This window comes from Paucibacter sp. DJ2R-2 (assembly GCF_025717675.1).
Taxonomy (GTDB): domain Bacteria; phylum Pseudomonadota; class Gammaproteobacteria; order Burkholderiales; family Burkholderiaceae_C; genus Paucibacter_A.
The window spans coordinates 1-19,661 of sequence record NZ_JAJIRT010000013.1; the positions used below are offsets into that span (position 1 = coordinate 1).

Below are 19,661 nucleotides of genomic sequence, written 5' to 3' on the forward strand. Positions count from 1 at the left end.
TGGTGGCGAAGTAGCGGTAGGCCACATCGATGGTGATGCCTTGCTCGCGCTCGGCCTCCAGGCCATCGGTCAGCAGGCTCAGGTCGATGGGCGCACCGGCAGCGCGCTTTTCCAGGGTGTCCAGCTGATCGGCCAGGATGGCGCGGGAATCGAACAGCAGGCGGCCGATCAGGGTGCTCTTGCCATCGTCGACGCTGCCGGCCGTGAGGAAACGCAGGGCGCGGTGGTGCGAATCTGTGGACCCCTCGCCCAGGAGTACCTGGTCGGTCCCCCGAGGGGACGCCGCAGCAGGCTGCGGCTGCAGCAGGCCTTGGGACGGCCCGGCGCCCTGCTGCAGTTCATCAATGCGGGCCGCGGTCGTGGCGGTGCTCGTGCTCATCAGAAATACCCTTCCTTCTTGCGGCGCTCCATCGAGGCCTCGGACGTGCGGTCGTCCATGCGGGTGGCGCCGCGTTCGCTGACGGTCACGGTCAGCGTCTCGGCCACGATGTCGGCCGCGCTGGCAGCCGAGCTTTCCACCGGGCAGGTGCAGGTCATATCGCCCACGGTGCGGAAGCGCACGGTGGCGGTTTCCACCGTCTCGCCTGCCTCGGGCGGGGTGACCTCGGTCACCGGCACCAGCAGGCCCTTGCGGCGGATCACTTCGCGCTGATGTTGGTAGTACAAGCTGGGCAGGGGGATGTTCTCGCGGGCGATGTAGAGCCACACATCGAGCTCGGTCCAGTTGCTGATCGGGAAGGCGCGGAAATGCTCGCCCGCGCGGATGCGGGTGTTGAACAGGTTCCACAGCTCAGGACGCTGCTCCTTGGGCTGCCATTGGCCGAAGCTGTCGCGGTGGCTGAAGATGCGCTCCTTGGCGCGGGCCTTTTCTTCGTCACGGCGGGCGCCGCCGATCAGCACATCGAAGCGGTGCTCTTCGATCGCTTCCAGCAGGGTCACGGTCTGGTGGCCGTTGCGCGATTCCAGCGGGTGGGCCAGGCGCACGGAGCCCTTTTTGATCGACTCGTCCATGTGAGCCACGATCAGGCGCTCGCCCATCTCGGCCACGCGCTTCTCGCGGAATTCGATCACTTCGGGAAAGTTGTGGCCGGTGTCCACGTGGACCAAGGGGAAGGGCAACTTGCCCTTGAACACATTGCCGGCCACGCGTTGCTTGAAGGCTTTTTCGGCCAGGCGCAGCACCACGCAAGAGTCCTTGCCGCTGGAGAACAGCAGGCCCGGGCGCTCGAAGGCGGCGGCCACTTCGCGCAGGATGAAGATGGCCTCTTCTTCCAGGTGGTCCAGGTGGCGCTGGTCCACCGTGGCGGCCAGTGCTTGCAGATTGAGGGGGGCGTTCATGCCGTGGCTCCTGACTTCAATTCTTCGTTCGAGCGGGCTTGGTGCAAGCCGCACTCCTTGGCGTTCTCGTCCTCCCACCACCAGCGTCCCGAGCGGAAATCCTCGCCGACCGAGATCGCCCGGGTGCAGGGCGCGCAGCCGATGCTGGGCATGAACTGGTCGTGCAAGGCGTTGTAAGGGACTTGGTGGGTGGCGATGTAATGCCAGACATCGGCCCAGCTCCAGTCGGCCAGCACATTGAGCTTGACGCGGCCTTGGCCGTCCAGCTCCTCGGCCGGCACTTCGGCGCGGTTCTGGCTCTGCTCGCGGCGCAGGCCGGTGATCCAGGCCGTGCGGCCGGCCAGCATGCGGCCCAGGGGCTCCAGCTTGCGCACGCCGCAGCAGGCCTTGCGCAGAGCCAGGCTCTCGTACATGGCGCGCTCGCCATACGTCTTCACGAAGTGCACCACTTGCTCGGCCACCGGACGGAAGACCTGAACCTGCAGGCCGTAGCGCGCCTCAATCTGCGGCAGCAGGGCCAGGGTTTCCGCATGCAGGGCGTCGGTGTCCAGGGTGGCGATATCGATGGTGATGCCGTGGCGCGCGATCAGGTCGGTGATGACCATGTCCTCTGCGCCCAAGCTGCTGCTCTGGATCAGGCCGGCGCCGAAGCGCTCGGCAGCCGCGCGCAACTGGGTGACGCTGGCGGCCACGCGCTCTTCAAAGCCGGGCGTGGCGCGGGCATACAGGCCCACGGCCGAGGCGCTGGCTGCGGCACCGGGCAGGCTGCTCAGTGAAGAGACGCCTCCGTCGCTCATGCCGCGCCTCGTGCAAACACCGGCTGGCTGTGGTCCACATCGCCCTGGTAGTGGGCCGGGAAGAAGGCCAGGGCGCGCTCGGCCGCCGCCTGGCTTTCGCCGGCGCGCAACTGCACGGCATTGAAGCCGCAGCGGGCCAGCAAGGGCAGCATGTCGACGATCACCTCGCCGGTGGCACGCACCTCGCCAGCAAAGCGGTAGCGGGCGCGCAGCAGGCGGGCCTGGCTGTAGGCGCGGCCGTCCACCCATTTCGGGAACTTCAGGGCCACCAGGGCCAGGCGCGGCAGGTCATGCGCCAGGTCTTCGATGGCGTAGTCATTGGGCACTTCCACGCCGGTGGCTAGGCCCGCGGGCCAGTGGTCGCGCACGGCATGCCATTGCTCCAGGCTCAGCAGCAGGTTGGGCGCCGGGTCCGGGTGCGGCATGGGGCCGTCTTCGCCAAGCACGTGGTGCCATTGGGGATGGGTGCTGTCGATGAATTTCATGGTCGTCGTCGGCTGGGCGGTAGTCATTGGGCTTCGGCAGCGGCATTCGCGCCGGTCAGCGTGCGAACGGCGTTAGCCGGTGCCTTGAAAGGCTCGAGGCCAATGCGGCGCACGGTGTCGATGAAGCGCTCGCTGTGGCCAGCGCGCTGGCTGCGGTAGGTCTGGACGATGGACTCGATCACATCGGGTACCTCGTCGGCCGCGAAGGAGGGGCCGATCACCTTGCCCGGCACCGAGGCACCCGAGAGGGTCGAGCCGTCCGAGCCGCCCAGCGAGATCTGGTACCACTCCTTGCCGTCCTTGTCGACGCCGAGGATGCCGATGTGGCCGCTGTGGTGGTGGCCGCAGCTGTTGATGCAGCCGCTGATGTGCAGGTCGATGTCGCCGATGTCGTACTGCTCGTCCAGGTCCTCGAAGCGCTCGGTGATGGCCGCGGCGATGGGAATCGAACGCGCATTGGCCAGGGCGCAGAAGTCGCCGCCGGGGCAGGCAATCATGTCGGTCAGCAGGCCGATATTGGGCGTGGCGAAGCCGAGCGTGCGGCTGGCTTCAAACAGAGCCGGCAGGTCGGCCTCGCGCACCCAGGTCAGCACCAGGTTCTGGTCGTGGCTGACGCGCAGCTCGCCCAGGCCGAAGCGCTCGGACAGCTCGGCAGCGCCGTCCATCTGCGCGTCGGTGGCGTCACCGGGGGCGATGCCGGCGCGCTTGAGCGACAAGGTCACGGCGCGATAGCCCGGCACGCGGTGGCCATGGACGTTGCGCTCCAGCCAGCGCTTGTAGGGGCCCGCTTCCACGCCCGCGAAGATGTCGCTGCGCTCGCCCGGCTGCACGCCGGCCGGCGTGATGAAGCTGGCGGCCACGCGGTCCAGTTCCGCCTGCGGGATCAGGTGCTCGCGGCCGCCTTCGTCCAGCTCCAGGATCTGCTTGAACTCGGCGTTCACGTCGTCGAAGAAGGCCTGGCCTTCGGCCTTGACCAGGATCTTGATGCGGGCCTTGTAGGCGTTGTCGCGGCGGCCATAGCGGTTGTAGACGCGCACGATGGCCTCGATGTAGACGAGGATCTGCTGCCAGGGCAGGAACTCGTTGATCACCTGGCCGATGATGGGCGTGCGGCCCATGCCGCCGCCGACCAGCACCTGGAAGCCGACCTCGCCGGCCTCGTTCTTCTTCAGCTGCAGGCCGATGTCGTGCCAGGCGATGGCGGCGCGGTCTTCGGCCGCGCCCGAGATGGCGATCTTGAACTTGCGAGGCAGGAAGGCGAACTCTGGGTGCAGGGTGCTCCACTGGCGCAGCACTTCGGCGTAAGGGCGCGGGTCGACGATCTCGTCGGGGGCGATGCCGGCGAAGCAGTCGCTGGTGATGTTGCGGATGCAGTTGCCACTGGTCTGGATGCCGTGCATGTCGACCGCAGCCAGGCGGTCCATCACATCGGCGGCCTGGGGCAGGGGGATCCAGTTGTACTGCAGGTTCTGGCGCGTGGTGAAGTGGCCATAGCCGCGGTCAAAGTCGCGGGCGATGCCGGCCAGGGCGCGCAGCTGGGCGCTGGACAGCACGCCGTAAGGCACGGCCACGCGCAGCATGGGTGCATGGCGCTGCACATACCAGCCGTTTTGCAGACGCAAGGGGCGGAACTCTTCGTCGCTCAGGGTGCCGGCCAGATTGCGTTCGAGCTGGTCGCGGAACTGCGCGGCGCGGGCGTGGACGAACTGGCGGTCGAAGTCGGTGTACTGGTACATGGCGGGCTTGTCAGGAGCAATCGGTGGATCTGAAGGGTTTCGGCCGGGCGGGCGTTCAATGAATGACTTTCCAACCCGCCAGCAGCAGGGAGCCGCAGAGCAGGCCGCGCACCACGCCATCGGGCAGGCGGCGGGTCAGCTGGGCGCCCAGCCAGATGCCGGGCATGGAGCCGATCAGCAGGGGCAGCAGCAAGGTCCAATTGACATGGCCCAGTGTCGCGTGGCCGATGCCCGCGACCAGGGTCAGGGGCACGGCATGGGCGATGTCGCTGCCGACGATGTAGCGCGCTTCCAGGCGCGGGTAGATCAGCAGAATCAAGGTGGCGCCGATCGCGCCGGCGCCGATCGAGGACAGCGAAACCAGCACGCCCAGCAGCACGCCAGCCGCCACGGTCAGCGCCGGCTTGCGCGACTCGGGGATGTGGCGTTCCAGGTGCAGGCCCACGGCTTGCCACGATTTTTTGAAGGCCACAACCAGCGCGGTCAGGAAGAGCGCGATGCCCAGGGAAAAGGTCAGCGTGCTGGCCCAGCCCTTGGTGATGTCGGTGGCGTGCATCAGGGCCACGGTGGCGATCGAGGCAGGAATGCTGCCGGCCAGCAGCAGGGCGGTCAGGCCCCATTTCACATGGCCGTGGCGCGAGTGCGCCACCGAGCCGGACATCTTGGTCAGGGCGGCAAACCACAGGTCGGTGCCGATGGCCACGGCCGGGCTGAGCCGGAATACCGACAGCAACAGCGGCGTCATCAGCGAACCGCCGCCCACGCCGGTCACCCCGACGATGGCGCCGACGCCAAATCCACTTGCAACCGCCAACCAGTCCAAATCCGCTCCTTGAGGCGAGGCGCGTTTACGCGTCTCAGGGCCCGGACTTTATGCAGTTTTCATATATCTTCAAACTATAAATTCGTAGATTGCTTATCTTGTTCTGCATATATAAAGTTCGAGCACAGGCTGGCCGGCATGGGGTCTGCCGCCGGCCTGTCACGACCCGGGGGCGATACTGGCGGCCCCGCAGCTCTGCCTTCCGCCCGCCATGACCTCTTTCCCGCACCCGCGCAGCGAAGTCACCAAGGTTGCCGTTTACTGGGATTTCGAGAACCTCCATGCGGTGCTGGCCAATGCCGCCCATGGCGACGGCGCCTACCGGGAAAACCGGCTCAAGCCGCAGCCCGTGTTCGTGGATCTGAACCCCATCCTGGAGTACGCCGCCTCCCTGGGCGACATCATCATCAACCGCGCTTACGGCAACTGGCAGTTCTTCGCCAACTACCGCCATGTGCTCAATGAAGCGGGCGTGGACTTGATCCAGATGTTCCCGCGCGGCCAGAACATGAAGAACAGTGCCGACATCCGCATGGCGCTGGACGCGCTCAGCGATGTGCACAACCACCCGCACCTGAGCCATGTCGTGGTGATCTCCAGCGACAGTGACTTCATCAGCCTGGCGCAGAAGGTCAAGCAGGCTGGGCGCTTCATCGCTGGCGTCGGCGTGGCCGGGGTCAGCAACCGCTTCTGGACCGCCAGCTGCAACGAATTCAAGTTCTATCAAAACCTGCTGGCGGCCTCGCTAGCGGCGCGTGGGCCACAGGATGAGGCTCAGCCGGCCGCAGCGCTGCTGGGCGGCGTGGTGCCGAGTGCGGAAGAAGCGGAGGACACCGAGGTGGTCGGCTCGCCTTCGTTGGTCGAGGCGCGCGGCGCGCTGCAGCGGGCGCTGACGCAGCTGGTGGATCGCAATGGCGAAAACTATGTGTCTCGCAGCGCGCTCAAGGTCTTCATCAAGCGTTTGCTGCCGTCTTTTGACGAGCAGGCTCTGGGCTGCAGCAATTTCTCCGAATTTCTCAAGCGCTTCCCCGAGCTGGTGAGCGAGATCGACAATGTCAGCGGCGGCCATGTCGCCCGAGTCGGGCAGCCGGTTGGCCAGGGGGTGGCCGAGCCCGAGGGCGAGTCGGCGCTTGATTGATTGAGGGCTTGCTGGCGCGGCCAGCGCCCTTGCGGCTTCGCTGCCAGAATGCGCGGCCAGGGGTGGCACTCCTGCCGCCCATGCCCCACCCACACACTCCCACTTCGCGAGACCGCACCATGACCCACTCCACACCGTTTCTGCAGCAAGCCAGCGTGCCCGTCTTCAAGCAAATGCTGGGCGGCCTGGCCGATGTGCTGAACAAGGCCGAGGCCCATGCCACGGCACGCAATATCGACCCCCAGGTGCTGCTGCAGTCGCGCCTGTTCCCGGACATGTTCGCCCTGCTGCGCCAGGTCCAGGTGGCCTGCGACTTCGCCAAGGGCGTGAGCGCCCGCCTGGCCGGCGCCGAGGTGCCCAGCGTGGCCGATGACGAAACCAGCTTCGCCCAGCTGCAGGCGCGCATCCAGAGCACCATCGCCTTCATCGACAGCCTGCCGGCCGCCGCCTTCGAAGCCGCCGGCGAACGCGAGATCGTCCTGCGCCCCGGCACGCCCAAAGAACGCCGCTTCGCCGGCCAGGCCTATCTGCTGGCCTACGGCCTGCCGCAGTTCTTCTTCCATGTGACCACGGCCTACGCCATCCTGCGTCACAACGGCATCGAGCTGGGCAAGAAGGACTATATGGGCGCGTACTGATCGCTAAGGCCCTGTCCTCTTTCCCCTCAGGGTTTGAGACCCGGGTGCACCGTCTGCGCTTCATGTCAAACTGTCGAGCGGTTTTTCGAGCACGCTGGAAACAACCATTCGTCAATCTGTGCAGCATGCACGCCAACTGAGGAGCGACTCATGGCCAAAGGTCAGCAAAAGAGCAACAAGGAAACCAAGAAGCCCAAGAAGGACAGCTCGCCGCCGAAGCCGATTTCCAGTGGCGCGGTGATGCCCACCGTCACCACCGTGGTGCCGGATCGCAGCAAGAAGGCCAAGTAAGCCCGCGCGTCGGGCGCCATCGGCGCCTGCACGCTGTCGCACAGGCCAGAAGAAAACAGGCCACGGTTGCTTCCCAGCAGCCGTGGCTTTTTTCTTTCTTGGCCCCGTCTCAGCACAAGCCCTGCTGCTGGTTTTTGCTTTTGGTTCTAGACTGGTTTTAAATTGGATCCAGTTTGGTCTCAAAAAAACGAGAGGGAGCAGGCGCATGGACAGACGGCGATTTTTGGCTTGGGGCGGCGTGGGCTGCCTGGCCGCCACGGGTTTGCCGGGCTGCGGTGGTGGCGGGTCAGGCACCGATGCATTGCCTCCGCCCGCCCCGACCCCCGCGCCGACCCCGGCCCCACCAGGGCCTGAGCCTGCGGAATGGCAGCGCCTGGCTGCTCAGCTGCAGGGGCAGCTGCTGCGCCCTGGCGACGCGGCGTATGAAAGCCAGCGCCTGCTCGCCAATGCCCGCTATGACGCCTTGCTGCGCCCGGCCGGCTTGGTTCGCTGCGCCGGCGCCGCCGATGTCAGCGCGGCCCTGGCCTTTGCCAGCCGCAACAGCCTGGCCCTGACGCCGCGCAGCGGCGGCCACAGCTATCTGGGCGCGTCCAGCGGCCCCGGCCTGGTGATCGATGTCGGGCCGATGAACAGCGTGCGGCTGGACGGCGAGATCGCCGTGGTGGGTGCAGGGGCGACGCTTGCCGATGTGTATGAAGGGCTGCTCCAGCACGGGCGCTGCATTCCCTCGGGCAGCTGCCTCAGCGTCGGCATCACTGGCATCACGCTGGGCGGAGGCTTCGGGGTACTGGACCGCGCCCATGGGCTGAGCTGCGATGCCCTGGTCGGAGCGAAGGTGGTCAATGCCGAAGGGCAGACCCTGGTCTGCGATGCCGGCCAGAACAGCGATTTGTTCTGGGCCTTGCGCGGTGGTGGCGGTGGGCAGTTCGGCGTTGTGACCGAGCTGCGCTTTCAAACCCATGCTGAGGGCACGCTGCTGCAGTTCAGCGCCTCTTTCCCCTTGGATGATCTGGAGCCGGTGCTGGCCGCCTGGCAGCGCTGGCCTGAGCAGGGGCTGCCGGATTCGGCCTGGTCGCAGCTTGCCCTGTCGCCGGGCGGCGGCCGGCTTTGGGGTCTGGCCCTTGGTACTCACAGCGAAGCGGCCCAGTTCGCTCCCATCTGGCAGGCGCTGCTGACGCGTATCAATCGTTCAGGCGTAGTGGCTGCCCCTCTGCAGGCCCGCAGCTATAGGGACGTGTTGCTCGGTGATTGCGCTGGTTTTAGCCTGGCGCAATGCCATTTGCCGGCTCAGAATCCGGCCGGCCGACTGGGGCGGGTGGCCATGGCGGCCAGCTCGGACTTCTTCGACCAAGCCTTGCCCGCAGAAGGCATGCTCACTCTGGCCCAGGCCCTGCGGTTGCGACGAGGCCAGGGCTCGGGCGGCGTGATCCTGAATTTGATGGGCGGCGCCATCGCCCGCGTGCCGGCGCAAGCGACCGCATTTGCGCACCGAGCGGCACGGTTCAGCGCCCAGTACGGCGTGGAGTTGCCGCCGTTTGCCGGCGCCGCTGCCGTGGAGGAGGGGGCCGCTTGGTCCCACGGCCTGCGTCAGCTGATGCAGCCTTGGAGCAGTGGCCGGGCCTATCTGAACTACCCTGACGCCGCCATCGCCCAGCCACTGATCGCCTATCACGGCGCCCACCTGGCGCGGCTGCAGCAGATCAAACAGGCCCAGGATCCGGCCGGGGTGTTCAAGACCATCCAGGGGCTTTAGCCCGGCAAAGTTACACTGGCCGCCCAGCGTTTCTCACGCGTTTCTCGCGCCCCCGACAACCATGGCCGGCCTCAGCCCCGACTCACCCAGCCCGACCGACATCACCGTGCACCAGCAGAGCCGGGTGTTGGAGGTGGCGTTTTCCGACGGCGCGCGTTTCCGCATCCCCTTCGAGCTGATGCGTGTCTACAGCCCCTCGGCCGAGGTGCAGGGCCATGGGCCGGGCCAGGAAACGCTGCAAACCGGCAAGCGTGAGGTGCAGATCACCGGCCTGGAGCCGGTCGGCCATTACGCCGTGCGGCCGCAGTTTTCCGACGGCCACGACAGCGGCCTGTTCACCTGGGACTATCTCTACCGCCTGGGCCGGGACGAGTCGCAACTCTGGCGCGACTATGAAGCGCGCCTGGCGACAGCCGGCCTCAGCCGCGATGCGGCCATGAAGCCGGCAGCGGCCGCAGGCGGCGGCCACGGCTGCGCCAGCCATTGAACGCACGAACGAGCAAGCAAGCGCAGGCCGCACGGCGCCGCAAACCCATTTTTCGAGAGCACCGCACCATGAGCAGCACCCATTTCGGCTTCCAGACCGTCGACGAGCGCGAGAAGGCCAGCCGCGTGCGCGGCGTGTTTGACTCGGTGGCGTCGAAGTACGACGTCATGAACGACCTGATGTCCATGGGCATGCACCGCGCCTGGAAGGCCTACACCGTGGCCGTCGCCAATCTCAAGGCTGGTGATCGGGTGTTGGACATCGCCGGAGGCACCGGAGACCTGTCACGCGCCTTCGCCAAGAAGGTGGGCGAGAGCGGCATGGTGGTGCACACCGACATCAATGAAGCGATGCTGCGCCAGGGCCGCAACCGCCTGCTCGACGAAGGTCTGATCCTGCCGACCAATCTCTGCGACGCCGAAAAGCTGCCCTACAAGGCCGGTAGCTTCGACCTGGTCAGCGTGGCCTTCGGCCTGCGCAATATGACCCACAAGGACCAGGCTCTGGCCGAGATGTGCCGTGTACTCAAGCCTGGTGGCCGACTGCTGGTGCTGGAGTTCTCCAAGGTGGCCGCGCCGCTGCAGAAGCCCTATGACTGGTACTCCTTCAAGATCCTGCCCAAACTGGGCCAGATGATCGCCGGCGACGCCGAAAGCTACCGCTACTTGGCCGAGTCCATCCGCATGCATCCGGGCCAGCAGGAACTCAAGGCCTTGATGAAGACGGCCGGCTTCGGCCATGTCGATGTGCACAATCTGAGCGCCGGCGTGGTGGCGCTGCATGCCGGCATCAAGTGCTGAACGCGGGAGCGTGAAGGACGGGCGCTGAGGCACCGCCCGCTGCTGTTTGGGCGACGCGTGCGCTTCGCACGTGTGTGCGAAGCGAAGCACGATCAAATCGGCCGCGGCCGATTGTGACTATTCGAAATGACACATCCATTTCGACCTCTGCCGGAGGTGGTTCAGGGTATTCCCTCGACCGCTGAATCTCGCCCCGGCGAGCGGGCCGCCACTGCGGGTAAACCGCGAGAAAGAACCCCCCCCGATTACCGGTCTGGCCGAGGCTAATTGTCATTTTCCAAAGTTACACTCGCTCGTCCCAGAGAGGGCGAGGTTGCATGCTGCGTTGCAGCATCAGATTTGGCGCCCGAAGCCGGCGCATTGCGCAAGTAGAGAGAAAGACAAGCCATGTACCTGACGAATCAAGAAAATGCCCGCGCTGTGAACGGCTCGGCTGGTTTTGCCGGCTTGCGCGTGGCGGCGGTTGCCGCTGCGGTCGTGGCCGTGATGCTGGCGGGTTGTGGTGGAGAGAGCAGCAAGTCCGACAAGGCGTCGCAGACGGCCGCCAAGGTCAACAAAGAAGAGATCACGGTTCATCAGATCAACTTTGTGCTGCAGCGCCAACAAGGCCTGAAGCCGGAGCAGGCCGAAGCCGCCAGCAAGCAGGTGCTGGAGCGTTTGATCGAGCAAGAGTTGGCCGTGCAAAAGGCGCAGGAGCTGAAGCTCGACCGCGACCCGCGTGTGGTGCAGCAGATCGAAGCCGCCAAACGCGAAATCATTGCCCGCGCCTACGTCGAGCGGATCGGTGAATCGATCGCCAAGCCGACCAGCGAGGAAGTGGCCAAGTATTACAACGAGAAACCCGCGCTCTTCAAGGACCGCCGTATTTACAGCCTGCAGGAATTGGTCATCGAAGCCAAACCCGAGCAGTTTGGTCAATTGCGCCAGAAACTCGAAAGCGCCAAGAATGTGGGCGAGTTTGCTGAGTTTCTCAAGGCCAATGATTTCCGCTTCACAGGCAATCAGGCCGTGCGTGCTGCCGAGCAGCTGCCGCTCAATGGCCTGGAGTCGATCGCCCGCATGAAGGACGGCGACTCTGCCGTGACCCAGACCGCCAATGGCATCACCGTGCTGTTCCTGGTTGGCTCGCGCAGCCAGCCGGTGGATGAGACACGTGCTCGCCCGGCCATCGAAGCCTTCCTGGTCAACCAGCGCAAGTCCGAGGTGGTGCAGAAGGACATCAAGGGCCTGCGTGACGCGGCCAAGATCGACTACATCGGCAAGTTCGCCGGTGGCCCGGCAGCTGCTGCATCGGCCGCTGCAATGCCTGCACCGTCCGCTGCACCGGCGGTGGCTCCGGCCCCTGCGGTCGAGGCGCCGGCGGCTGCCGCCAGCGGCCTCAACGCGGCTGACATCTCCAAGGGTATGGGCCTGAAGTGAAGCGCATCATGACGAAGAAGTCCTTGTCTCTCTCCTCCCTGAGCGGGCTGGCGCTGGTGGCTGCCTTGGTGGCTGCCCAGGCTCCGGCTGCGGCGCAGACTTCGGTCAAGGCCGGTGCCGCCGCCCCTGCGACGCTGGAGTACCAGCTCGGTTCCGGCGACGTGCTGCGCATCTCGGTCTACCAGAATCAGGACCTGACGCTGGAAACCCGGGTCGCCGAGAGCGGCATGATCTCCTTCCCGCTGCTGGGCAATATCCGCATCGGCGGCCTGAGCGCCACGCAGGCTGAGAAGCTGATCGCTGACGGCTTGAAGAACGGCAACTTCGTCAAAAACCCGCAAGTCACCGTGGTGGTGTTGCAGGTCAAGGGCAACCAGGCCAGCGTCTTGGGCCAGGTCAACCGCCCGGGCCGCTACCCGATCGAAACCGCCGATATGCGCCTGACCGATCTGCTGGCCAATGCCGGCGGCATCGCCGTCACCGGCGCCGAAGTGCTGGTGCTCAGCGGCTCGCGTAACGGCCAGCCTTATCGTGCTGAGATCGACCTGCCTGGCATCTTCACGCCCGGCGGCCGCGAGCAAGACGTGCTGATCCAGAACGGCGATGTCATCTGGGTCGAACGCGCGCCCATGGTCTATATCTACGGCGAAGTGCAGCGCCCCGGCCCGATGCGCCTGGAGCGCGGCATGACCGTCATGCAGTCGCTGGCCACCGGCGGCGGCATCACCCAGCGCGGCACCGAAAAAGGCATCCGCGTGCACCGCAAGGGCCCGGACGGCAAGGTCCAAGTGCTTCAGATCCCGATGGACGAGGGCTTGAAGGATGGGGATGTTGTGTACGTCAAAGAGAGCCTGTTCTGAGATCCCGCCATGAACTTCACACAAATTTTCTCAATTCTTAAGGCTCGCTGGGTGGTTGGAGCTTTGGTTCTTGGCGCCACGCTCCTCGCAACTTTGGTGATCAGCCTGATCTTGCCCAAGCAGTACTTGGCTACGGCGAGCGTGGTGGTGGATGTCAAGCCGGATCCGATTTCGGCGATGGCTTATGGCTCCATGGTTTCCCCCGGCTTCATTGCGACCCAGGTTGACATCATTCAAAGCGAGCGTGTCGCCCAGCGGGTGGTGCGCAACTTGAAGCTGACGGAGAACCCACAGATTCGGGAGCAATGGAAGGAAGCAACAGGCGGGCAAGGCAGCTTGGATGCCTGGATTGCCGATTCCTTTCAGAAGTACATGGACGTCAAACCGTCCCGTGAGTCGAATGTGCTGTCGATCTCTTATCGGGCACCCGACGCACGTTTCGCTGCTGGGCTTGCGAACGCATTTGTTCAAGCCTATGTGGAGACTTCACTGGAGCTGAGGGTGGACCCGGCTCGCGAGTACAGCAACTTTTTCGACATGCGGGCGAAGGAGGGGCGTGAGGCGGTGGAGAAGGCTCAGAACAAGTTGAGCGCATTTCAGTCTGAGAAGGGCATCACAGCTGCGGATGAGCGACTGGACATTGAAAACACACGCCTCAATGAGTTGTCCTCGCAACTGGTCGCCTTGCAAGCCCTGGCGTCTGAATCCAGCAGCCGCTTGAACCAGGCGCAAAGCGGCTCTGCGGACAAGATGCAAGAAGTCTTCAACAGTCCGGTGGTTGCGGGATTGAAGGCCGATGTTTCCCGTCAGGAAGCTCGACTGCAAGAATTCAATGTCAAGCTGGGTGAAAGCCACCCGCAGGTGGTTGAGCTGAAGGCGAACTTGAATGAGTTGCGGGATCGCTTGAATTTGGAGGTGAAGCGCATCAGCGGCGGCGTGTCGGTGAGCTACAACATCAACAAGCAACGGGAAGCGCAGGTTCGCTCCGAGCTTGCAGCTCAACGAGCAAAAGTCTTGCAGATGAAGGCGGTTCGTGACGAGGGCGCGGTTCTGGTTCGTGACCTCGAGAACGCTCAGCGTGCCTACGACGCCATCACCGCGCGACGCAATCAAAGCAGCCTTGAGAGTCAGACAACTCAGAGCAGCGTGAACGTGCTCAGCCAGGCTGTTGCCCCTGTGTTGCCGGCGTCGCCCAAGCTGGTCCTGAATCTGGTTCTGTCCCTGTTTGTCGGCAGCATGTTGGCCCTCGGCACGGTCATGGTGATGGAAATGAGGGATCGTCGGGTCCGCAGCCAAGAAGACGTCTCGACCTTGCTGGGTCTGCCGGTGATTGGGGTCCTGCCCAAACCTGGGGCACGCAATCTCAAGGCCCTTCCCAACCAAATGAAACAGCGCGTACTCGGCAACTCAGCTCTCTGATTGCCCTAGCCGCAAGTTACCCGATGCAGTCGCGACCAGTCACGTTGTCTGGCGCAGAAGAAAGACACCATGGCTGATAGTCAAACCTCCATCCAAGATCGCTCCATCGGCAACATCATTGCCGAGACTCGCAACCTTGGGGTCGATCAGGTCGAGAAAATCCTGGCTTACCAACGCGAGAAGCGCGTCAAGTTCGGTGAAGCTGCAGTGGCCTTGGGGCTGGCCAGTTCAGATGACGTTTTGTTCGCCTTGTCGCAACAGTTCCATTACGCCTACGCGCAGGATGAGACGAAGCAATTCAGCGCTGAACTGGTCGCCTTGAACCAACCCTTCTCGGCTGCCTCGGAAACTTTCCGAGCCATCCGCAGCCAGGTGATCATGCGGTTCTTTGGCGAGCCTGGAGCTGCGCCTCGTGCGCTGGCTGTAATCAGTCCGGAGTCCGGCGACGGAAAGAGTTACTTCGCCGCCAACCTGGCTGCAACGCTTGCGCAACTGGGCGGCCGTACCTTGCTCGTCGATGCGGATTTGCGTGGGCCACGCCAGCACGAGGTGTTTCATCTTCGAAATGAATCCGGGCTCTCCGGAGTTTTGGCTGGGCGAGCAGAAGCGAATGTGATCCAGCAGGTTCCGGGCATTCCGAGTCTGTTTGTTCTGCCGGTCGGCGTCACGCCGCCGAATCCAGTCGAACTGGTGGAGCGCCCGGCGTTTGGCTTGCTGATGCGTGAATTGGTGTCGAAGTTCGATCACGTGATCGTCGATACACCGGCTGCTCGCCTGGGTTCTGACGCCAGCGTGATTGCCGCGCGATGCGGCGGCGCCTTGATCGTGGCTCGCAAAGATGCGTCCCGTGTTGATGCCTTGCAAGAGCTCGTGGCAACCGTTGCCGAGTCCTCGGCGAAGGTGGTCGGCGTGATCATGAATGAATTCTGATGATGGTTGCTTCGCCGGCCAACGTGAACAAGGCTGAGCCCGAGCGTTTGATACCCAACGGTGTCGATGTTCGGGTGCTGCTCTTGGTCGCGGCAGCATTTTTGTTGCTTTACGTCCCGAGTTACATCACCTTGTCCTCGACCGTCTGGGCGAGCGATGAGCAAGGGCACGGCCCCATTATTCTGGCCGTGAGTGCGTGGATGCTTTATCGCATCAGGCATGAGCTCGTCGCAGTTCCCGGCACTCCCAGCCCGCAGTGGGCCTGGCCTGTTTTGGTCTTTGCGTTGCTGTTGTATGCGTTCGGGCGCTCCCAAGACATTTTGCTGTTTGAGGTCGGGTCGCAGATTCCGATGCTGGTCGGGCTGCTGCTGCTGTTTGGTGGGCCGCGAGTCCTGCGAAGGGCCTGGTTTCCGCTGTTCTTCCTGCTCTTCATGGTGCCGCTCCCAGATCTTCTTGTGAGTGCGGTCACCAGCCCCTTGAAGATGGCTGTTTCGAGTGTGGCCAGCACGTTGCTGTACCAGCTGGGTTATCCCATCGGCCGCTCTGGTGTGATGCTGACGGTTGGGCAGTACCAGCTTCTTGTGGCTGATGCCTGTGCGGGCCTGAACTCGATGTTCACCCTGGAAGCACTTGGCTTGCTGTACATGAACTTGATGAACTACACCTCAGCGGGGCGCAATATCACCTTGGCTGTTCTTTTGGTACCCATCTCGTTCTGCGCCAACATCGCCCGCGTCATGATTTTGGTGCTGGTCACTTACCACTTCGGCGATGAGGCTGGGCAGGGCTTTGTTCATGGCTTTGCCGGTATGGTGCTGTTCATGGTTGCCTTGGTTTTGATGTTGATTGCTGACAAGGTGCTGGGATTTTTCTTCGACGCCCGTCGGAATGGAGCTTGATGTGACTGTCAACCTGCGGCGTTCGCTGGCGGTGCTGGGCTTGTCATTGCTCACTGCGGCGGTGGCTTACACCTGGCGCCCGACTTTGCATTTGACCGACAGCATCGGGCAGCCCAAGCTTGAGGAGGCCTTCCCGGCTGCGTTTGGAGAGTGGCGTGTGGACGCCAATATGCCGGTGGTCTTGCCGGCGCCCGATGTTCAAGCGAAGCTGAATCAGATCTACAACCAGGTCCTCAGCCGCACCTATGTGTCGCCGCGTGGCGAGCGAATCATGTTGTCGGTCGCCTATGGTGGCGATCAGTCCGATGGGACTCGCGCGCATCGCCCGGAGGTGTGCTACCCCGCGCAAGGTTTCCAGGTCAAAAGCAGCCAAGTGGCTGATTTGAGCTTGCCTGAAGGTCGGACGCTGCATGTGCGGCGGCTTGTTGCGCAGTTGGGACCACGGCATGAGCCCATCACCTATTGGGTGATGGTGGGCGATCAAGTGGCGACCAGCTCAACCGAACAAAAGTTGGCTCAGCTGCGATTTGGTGTGAAAGGGGTGATTCCCGACGGCATGCTGATTCGGGTCTCGTCCATTGATGATCAAACCGATCGTGCCTACGCCTTGCAAGCGCGATTCGTCGCCGACTTGCAGACCGGCATACCCACCGCATCGCGCGCACGAATTTTTGGTGGTTGACATGACGCAGGGTGTATCGCTGCCGGGCTCTGTGCGGCGGGCTCTGTCTGGAGCACGCCGGAGCCGTTCGAGCCCCGCCAATGCGTGGCTCTTGCCTCTGGTGATGTCGCTTCTCGCCGGGTTTGCCGGCATGGTGATTGCGCTCGGCTCTTTGCCGCTTTCCATGCTGGTGGTGGCTTTGATCGTCGGGCCGGCGGTTCTGCTGATGCCTGCGACGGGCTTGATCTCCTTGTTTCTTCTGATGAGCACGGTGATCGCGGGCTGCATGCAGTACTTTTTGCGAATCGAACAATCGCATTGGTTGCCTGCTTTGCTGCTGATCGCCATGTTTGTTCGCCTTCCGGTCGATGCCTTCCGCCATTCCGCGCGCAATCCCGGCCTCGGTGGACTCAGTGGCCTCGGCCTGGTGCTGCTGGTGTTCGGCACCCTGGTGATCGGTTCCGCTCTTGTCAATTTGAGCCCGCCGATGCAGGTTCTGGTGGGGCTGAAGCAGTATGTGTTCCCGCTGGCATTGATCGCCACCATTGTTTTTGCTGGTGCCAAGTGGGGGTATTGGTTGCGTGTTTGGCGCATGGTGCCTTGGCTCATGCTCTTGCAGCTGCCTCTGTGCCTCTACCAATACATCTTTGTTGAGAAGGGCTCCGCCGCGAGTTTTGGGGCGCTGGGGATTGCTTGGGACCGAGTTGTGGGCAGCTTCGGCGGAAACCCTGAAGGCGGTGGTTCCAGTGGTGCCTTGGCCATGTTTCTCTGCTTCGGTTTGGTGGCGACCCTGGCTTTGCGCCGCGGCGGCTACATTTCTGGCCGGCTGACTTGGGCTGCGTGCGTGGCAGCGTTGGCGTCTGTGTTCCTGGCCGAAGTGAAAGTCGTGGCGGTGTTTCTGCCCTTGGCCTTGCTTGTTTACTACCGGCGGCACGTCATGCGTTCGGTCGGCAGCTTTCTTCTTTGGAGCCTGAGTTCGCTGCTGTTTGTTGTGGCCTTGCTGGTGGCCTACCAGGTCCTTCACTACAGCGACAAGGGCAGCAGGTCCATTGATCTCGCTGCGACATTCAGCTACAGCACCCGTGCTGAAAAAGACATCACGATGTACAACCGGCAGACCGGCGAAATGAGCCGGCTCGGTGCTCTGGTGACTTGGGGCCAGGAAAACGTGGGTGCCGGCAAAATGGTGGAGACCTTGATCGGCTACGGCCCTGCGGCCAGCAAGTCGTTCAGCTCCTTGTTCGGTCAAGGTGCGGAGGCCAGGAAGCATCCGTTTCAGCTGCAGGTTTCAACCGCCTCGGCTTTGCTGTGGGATGTGGGTTTGCTTGGCACCGGTTGCTTTGCGCTTTTGTTTGCATTCGGCTTCGTGCAGGCCGTGCGCCTGGCCAATCGCTTGGCCGATTCCGCGCCTTTGCAATCAGGTTTGATGGATATGGCCGCCGTGGCCATTGCGCTGACCTCGGTCGGTCTGATCTATGACGCTTCGAGTTTGTTCGTCGCTCCAGTTCAGATGCTGTCGTCCTGGGCCATCGGATTGGTGGCGCTGGTTGCTGCGTTTGCGCGCCAAGCTCCTGATTCCGCTGCAGCTGCCGTTTCAGCTGGAGCCTTTCGCTCAGCGAAGGCTTGAGCGTGACCGAGGGCGGATCGGCGTATTCGCGCCAACGCACCATCAGCAATGCCAAGGTGTTTGTTCTTGGCAAGGCTGTTTCCGCACTCCTCACCATTGCTTGGTTGGGTTGGCTGCTCCGGCTGCTTGAGCTTCGCGACTACGCCGTGTACGTGGCGGCCATGGCTTGTCTCGAGGCGGGCATTGCACTTTCATCCCTCGGTGTGGAATGGCTCTTGCTGCGCTACGTGCCGGAGTATGTGACCCACGGCGCGAGGCAGCTTCTGGGCCCCCTGATCGTCAAGGTGCTCAGCGTCAGGGTTCTTGGCGTCTTGCTGGCCATCGCTGCCAGCGGCCTTGCCTTGCAGTTTTGGGAGGGACCTGCTGCTTTGGCGAACGCCGGTGTCGGGCTTTGCCTGGCCTTGCTTCTTCTGTCCGAAGCCTGCATGCGTTTGCTCAGAGACAACTCCTTGGAGAGTGTGGGCAAACAGGGCTTCACGCAGCTGGGCATCGTTTTGAGGAACAGCCTCTTGTTGCTGGGTGTCTTCCTGTGTGGCGCAGAGCCCGGCGGCATGGATGTGCAGCGCATCCTGTGGGTCGAGCTTTCGGCATCTGCCGTGACCTTGGTGTATTCGGCTTGGGCGCTCGCTCATGTGTTGCGCACCCTGCCTGCGCGTGCTGATTCCGAGGCGGCGGCCTGGGTGCCCCCGACCTTTGCCCATGCATTCAAGATGGGCTGGAACAACTACCTCAGCAGCCTCATCAGTTTCCCGCTGTCACTCCAAGCCTTGGTGCTGATGGTTTCCAGCGTTGGCAGTGGTGCTCAGTCTGTGGCGACCTTTGGCTTCATGGTCCGCGTTTTGGAAATCATGCGAGGCTATCTGCCAGCGCTGATGTTGATGAACGTTCTGCGGCCTCGCTTCATTGGCCTGTATGCGCGCAACCAAAATCTGGTGGCTGTCGCGCGTGAAGCTGGGCTGGCGAGCCGCTTGAGCGTGCTGACCGTGGCGCCCTTGGTCGGCATTCTGGCGGTTTACGGCAACACCCTGTTGAGCCTTGCTTCTGGCGGAAAAATTGACTCGGGCCAGGGCTTGATGGCTGCGCTTTGCCTGACCCTGATGTTTCGTGTGCATCGTCAAATCACCATGGTGCTGGTGAATTGCGTCGAACAAGGGCGCTCTTTGCTGCTTGCGGCCGGCTTGGCCTTGCTGGTGCTGCCGGTGTCTTGGTGGCTGGCAGCGGCGGGTCATTCAGAATGGGCAGCCTTGCTCGCTGTCATTTGGGATGAGTGCGTTTGGGTTTCGATCTTGGTGCATGGCTTGCGGCGCGCTGGGCATGCCTGGCAGGGGGACTGGTGGTTCATGGCGCGTGCCAGCGCCTGCGCCCTCTTGAGTGCCGCGGGGGTGAGTTTCCTGTCGCTGACAGGTGGCACCATCGCCTCCTTGCTTTTGGGCATGGCCTTGATCGTGGCCATGTTCTTGTTGCTTGTTTGGGCGACCCGAACATTCCGCCCAGCAGATTTGAAACCTCTGCTGTCGTGAGTATCAGCCTGCCCCTCTGCCAATGCTGACCCCGTCCATT

Annotated in this window: 20 protein-coding genes; 14 read left to right on the forward strand and 6 right to left on the reverse strand. The window is 63.4% G+C overall.

What is annotated here, in order from left to right; all coding sequences use genetic code 11:
* The 6 genes from LNV28_RS22340 to LNV28_RS22365 all read right to left on the reverse strand — a co-directional run.
* Positions 1–379: GTP-binding protein (locus LNV28_RS22340; RefSeq protein ID WP_263520021.1), on the reverse strand; the 379-nt coding region annotated here is incomplete at its 3' end.
* Positions 379–1,338, reverse strand: a complete 960-nt coding sequence (gene cysD, locus LNV28_RS22345; protein ID WP_263520020.1) for a sulfate adenylyltransferase subunit CysD — start codon at positions 1,336–1,338, stop codon at positions 379–381. The genes LNV28_RS22340 and cysD, both read right to left, overlap by 1 nt.
* Positions 1,335–2,135: a phosphoadenylyl-sulfate reductase gene (locus tag LNV28_RS22350; protein WP_263520019.1), complete on the reverse strand. Its 801-nt coding sequence runs from the start codon at positions 2,133–2,135 to the stop codon at positions 1,335–1,337. Before LNV28_RS22350 ends, cysD begins: the two co-directional genes overlap by 4 nt.
* Positions 2,132–2,620, reverse strand: a complete 489-nt coding sequence (locus LNV28_RS22355; RefSeq protein WP_263520018.1) for a DUF934 domain-containing protein — start codon at positions 2,618–2,620, stop codon at positions 2,132–2,134. Before LNV28_RS22355 ends, LNV28_RS22350 begins: the two co-directional genes overlap by 4 nt.
* Before the next feature lie 23 nt (positions 2,621–2,643).
* Positions 2,644–4,356, reverse strand: coding sequence for a nitrite/sulfite reductase (locus LNV28_RS22360; protein ID WP_263520017.1), 1,713 nt, complete (start codon positions 4,354–4,356; stop codon positions 2,644–2,646).
* Positions 4,357–4,411: 55 nt separating this feature from the next.
* A complete protein-coding gene (locus LNV28_RS22365) occupies positions 4,412–5,179 on the reverse strand; it encodes a sulfite exporter TauE/SafE family protein (protein ID WP_263520016.1) in 768 nt (255 codons plus the stop codon).
* A gap of 211 nt (positions 5,180–5,390) precedes the next feature.
* Between LNV28_RS22365 and LNV28_RS22370 the strand changes: the two genes are divergently transcribed.
* From LNV28_RS22370 to LNV28_RS22435, 14 genes are all read left to right on the forward strand, one after another.
* Positions 5,391–6,317 (forward strand): NYN domain-containing protein, encoded by a 927-nt coding sequence (locus LNV28_RS22370; RefSeq protein ID WP_263520015.1) that lies wholly within the window; start codon positions 5,391–5,393, stop codon positions 6,315–6,317.
* A gap of 119 nt (positions 6,318–6,436) precedes the next feature.
* Positions 6,437–6,955, forward strand: coding sequence for a DUF1993 domain-containing protein (locus LNV28_RS22375; RefSeq protein WP_263520014.1), 519 nt, complete (start codon positions 6,437–6,439; stop codon positions 6,953–6,955).
* Positions 6,956–7,105: 150 nt separating this feature from the next.
* A complete protein-coding gene (locus tag LNV28_RS22380) occupies positions 7,106–7,246 on the forward strand; it encodes a hypothetical protein (protein ID WP_263520013.1) in 141 nt (46 codons plus the stop codon).
* Between the two features lie 205 nt (positions 7,247–7,451).
* The gene (locus LNV28_RS22385; RefSeq protein ID WP_263520011.1) at positions 7,452–8,999 is read left to right on the forward strand and encodes an FAD-binding oxidoreductase; all 1,548 of its coding nucleotides are present in this window, start codon (positions 7,452–7,454) and stop codon (positions 8,997–8,999) included.
* A gap of 61 nt (positions 9,000–9,060) precedes the next feature.
* Entirely contained in the window at positions 9,061–9,486 is a 426-nt protein-coding gene (locus LNV28_RS22390; protein ID WP_263520010.1) for a gamma-butyrobetaine hydroxylase family protein, read from the forward strand.
* A 68-nt stretch (positions 9,487–9,554) separates the two neighbouring features.
* Positions 9,555–10,286 carry a bifunctional demethylmenaquinone methyltransferase/2-methoxy-6-polyprenyl-1,4-benzoquinol methylase UbiE gene (gene ubiE, locus LNV28_RS22395; protein ID WP_263520009.1) on the forward strand — a complete coding sequence of 244 codons (732 nt, stop codon included), beginning with the start codon at positions 9,555–9,557 and terminating at the stop codon, positions 10,284–10,286.
* 387 nt (positions 10,287–10,673) lie between these two features.
* Positions 10,674–11,705, forward strand: a complete 1,032-nt coding sequence (locus LNV28_RS22400) for an EpsD family peptidyl-prolyl cis-trans isomerase (RefSeq protein WP_263520008.1) — start codon at positions 10,674–10,676, stop codon at positions 11,703–11,705.
* An 8-nt stretch (positions 11,706–11,713) separates the two neighbouring features.
* Complete coding sequence (epsE, locus tag LNV28_RS22405) at positions 11,714–12,565, forward strand: polysaccharide export protein EpsE (RefSeq protein ID WP_263520007.1); 852 nt, start codon at positions 11,714–11,716, stop codon at positions 12,563–12,565.
* 9 nt (positions 12,566–12,574) lie between these two features.
* Positions 12,575–13,984: a chain length determinant protein EpsF gene (gene epsF / locus LNV28_RS22410; RefSeq protein WP_263520006.1), complete on the forward strand. Its 1,410-nt coding sequence runs from the start codon at positions 12,575–12,577 to the stop codon at positions 13,982–13,984.
* A gap of 69 nt (positions 13,985–14,053) precedes the next feature.
* Positions 14,054–14,914 (forward strand): polysaccharide biosynthesis tyrosine autokinase, encoded by an 861-nt coding sequence (locus LNV28_RS22415; protein WP_263520005.1) that lies wholly within the window; start codon positions 14,054–14,056, stop codon positions 14,912–14,914.
* The gene (gene xrtB, locus LNV28_RS22420) at positions 14,914–15,813 is read left to right on the forward strand and encodes an exosortase B (RefSeq protein ID WP_263520004.1); all 900 of its coding nucleotides are present in this window, start codon (positions 14,914–14,916) and stop codon (positions 15,811–15,813) included. The genes LNV28_RS22415 and xrtB overlap by 1 nt, the downstream gene beginning before the upstream one ends.
* Positions 15,803–16,495 carry an exosortase-associated protein EpsI, B-type gene (epsI, locus tag LNV28_RS22425; RefSeq protein WP_263520003.1) on the forward strand — a complete coding sequence of 231 codons (693 nt, stop codon included), beginning with the start codon at positions 15,803–15,805 and terminating at the stop codon, positions 16,493–16,495. The genes xrtB and epsI overlap by 11 nt, the downstream gene beginning before the upstream one ends.
* A gap of 103 nt (positions 16,496–16,598) precedes the next feature.
* Positions 16,599–18,101: a hypothetical protein gene (locus LNV28_RS22430; protein ID WP_263520002.1), complete on the forward strand. Its 1,503-nt coding sequence runs from the start codon at positions 16,599–16,601 to the stop codon at positions 18,099–18,101.
* Entirely contained in the window at positions 18,098–19,621 is a 1,524-nt protein-coding gene (locus LNV28_RS22435; protein WP_263520001.1) for a polysaccharide biosynthesis protein, read from the forward strand. Before LNV28_RS22430 ends, LNV28_RS22435 begins: the two co-directional genes overlap by 4 nt.
* The last annotated feature ends 40 nt before the right edge of the window (positions 19,622–19,661 follow it).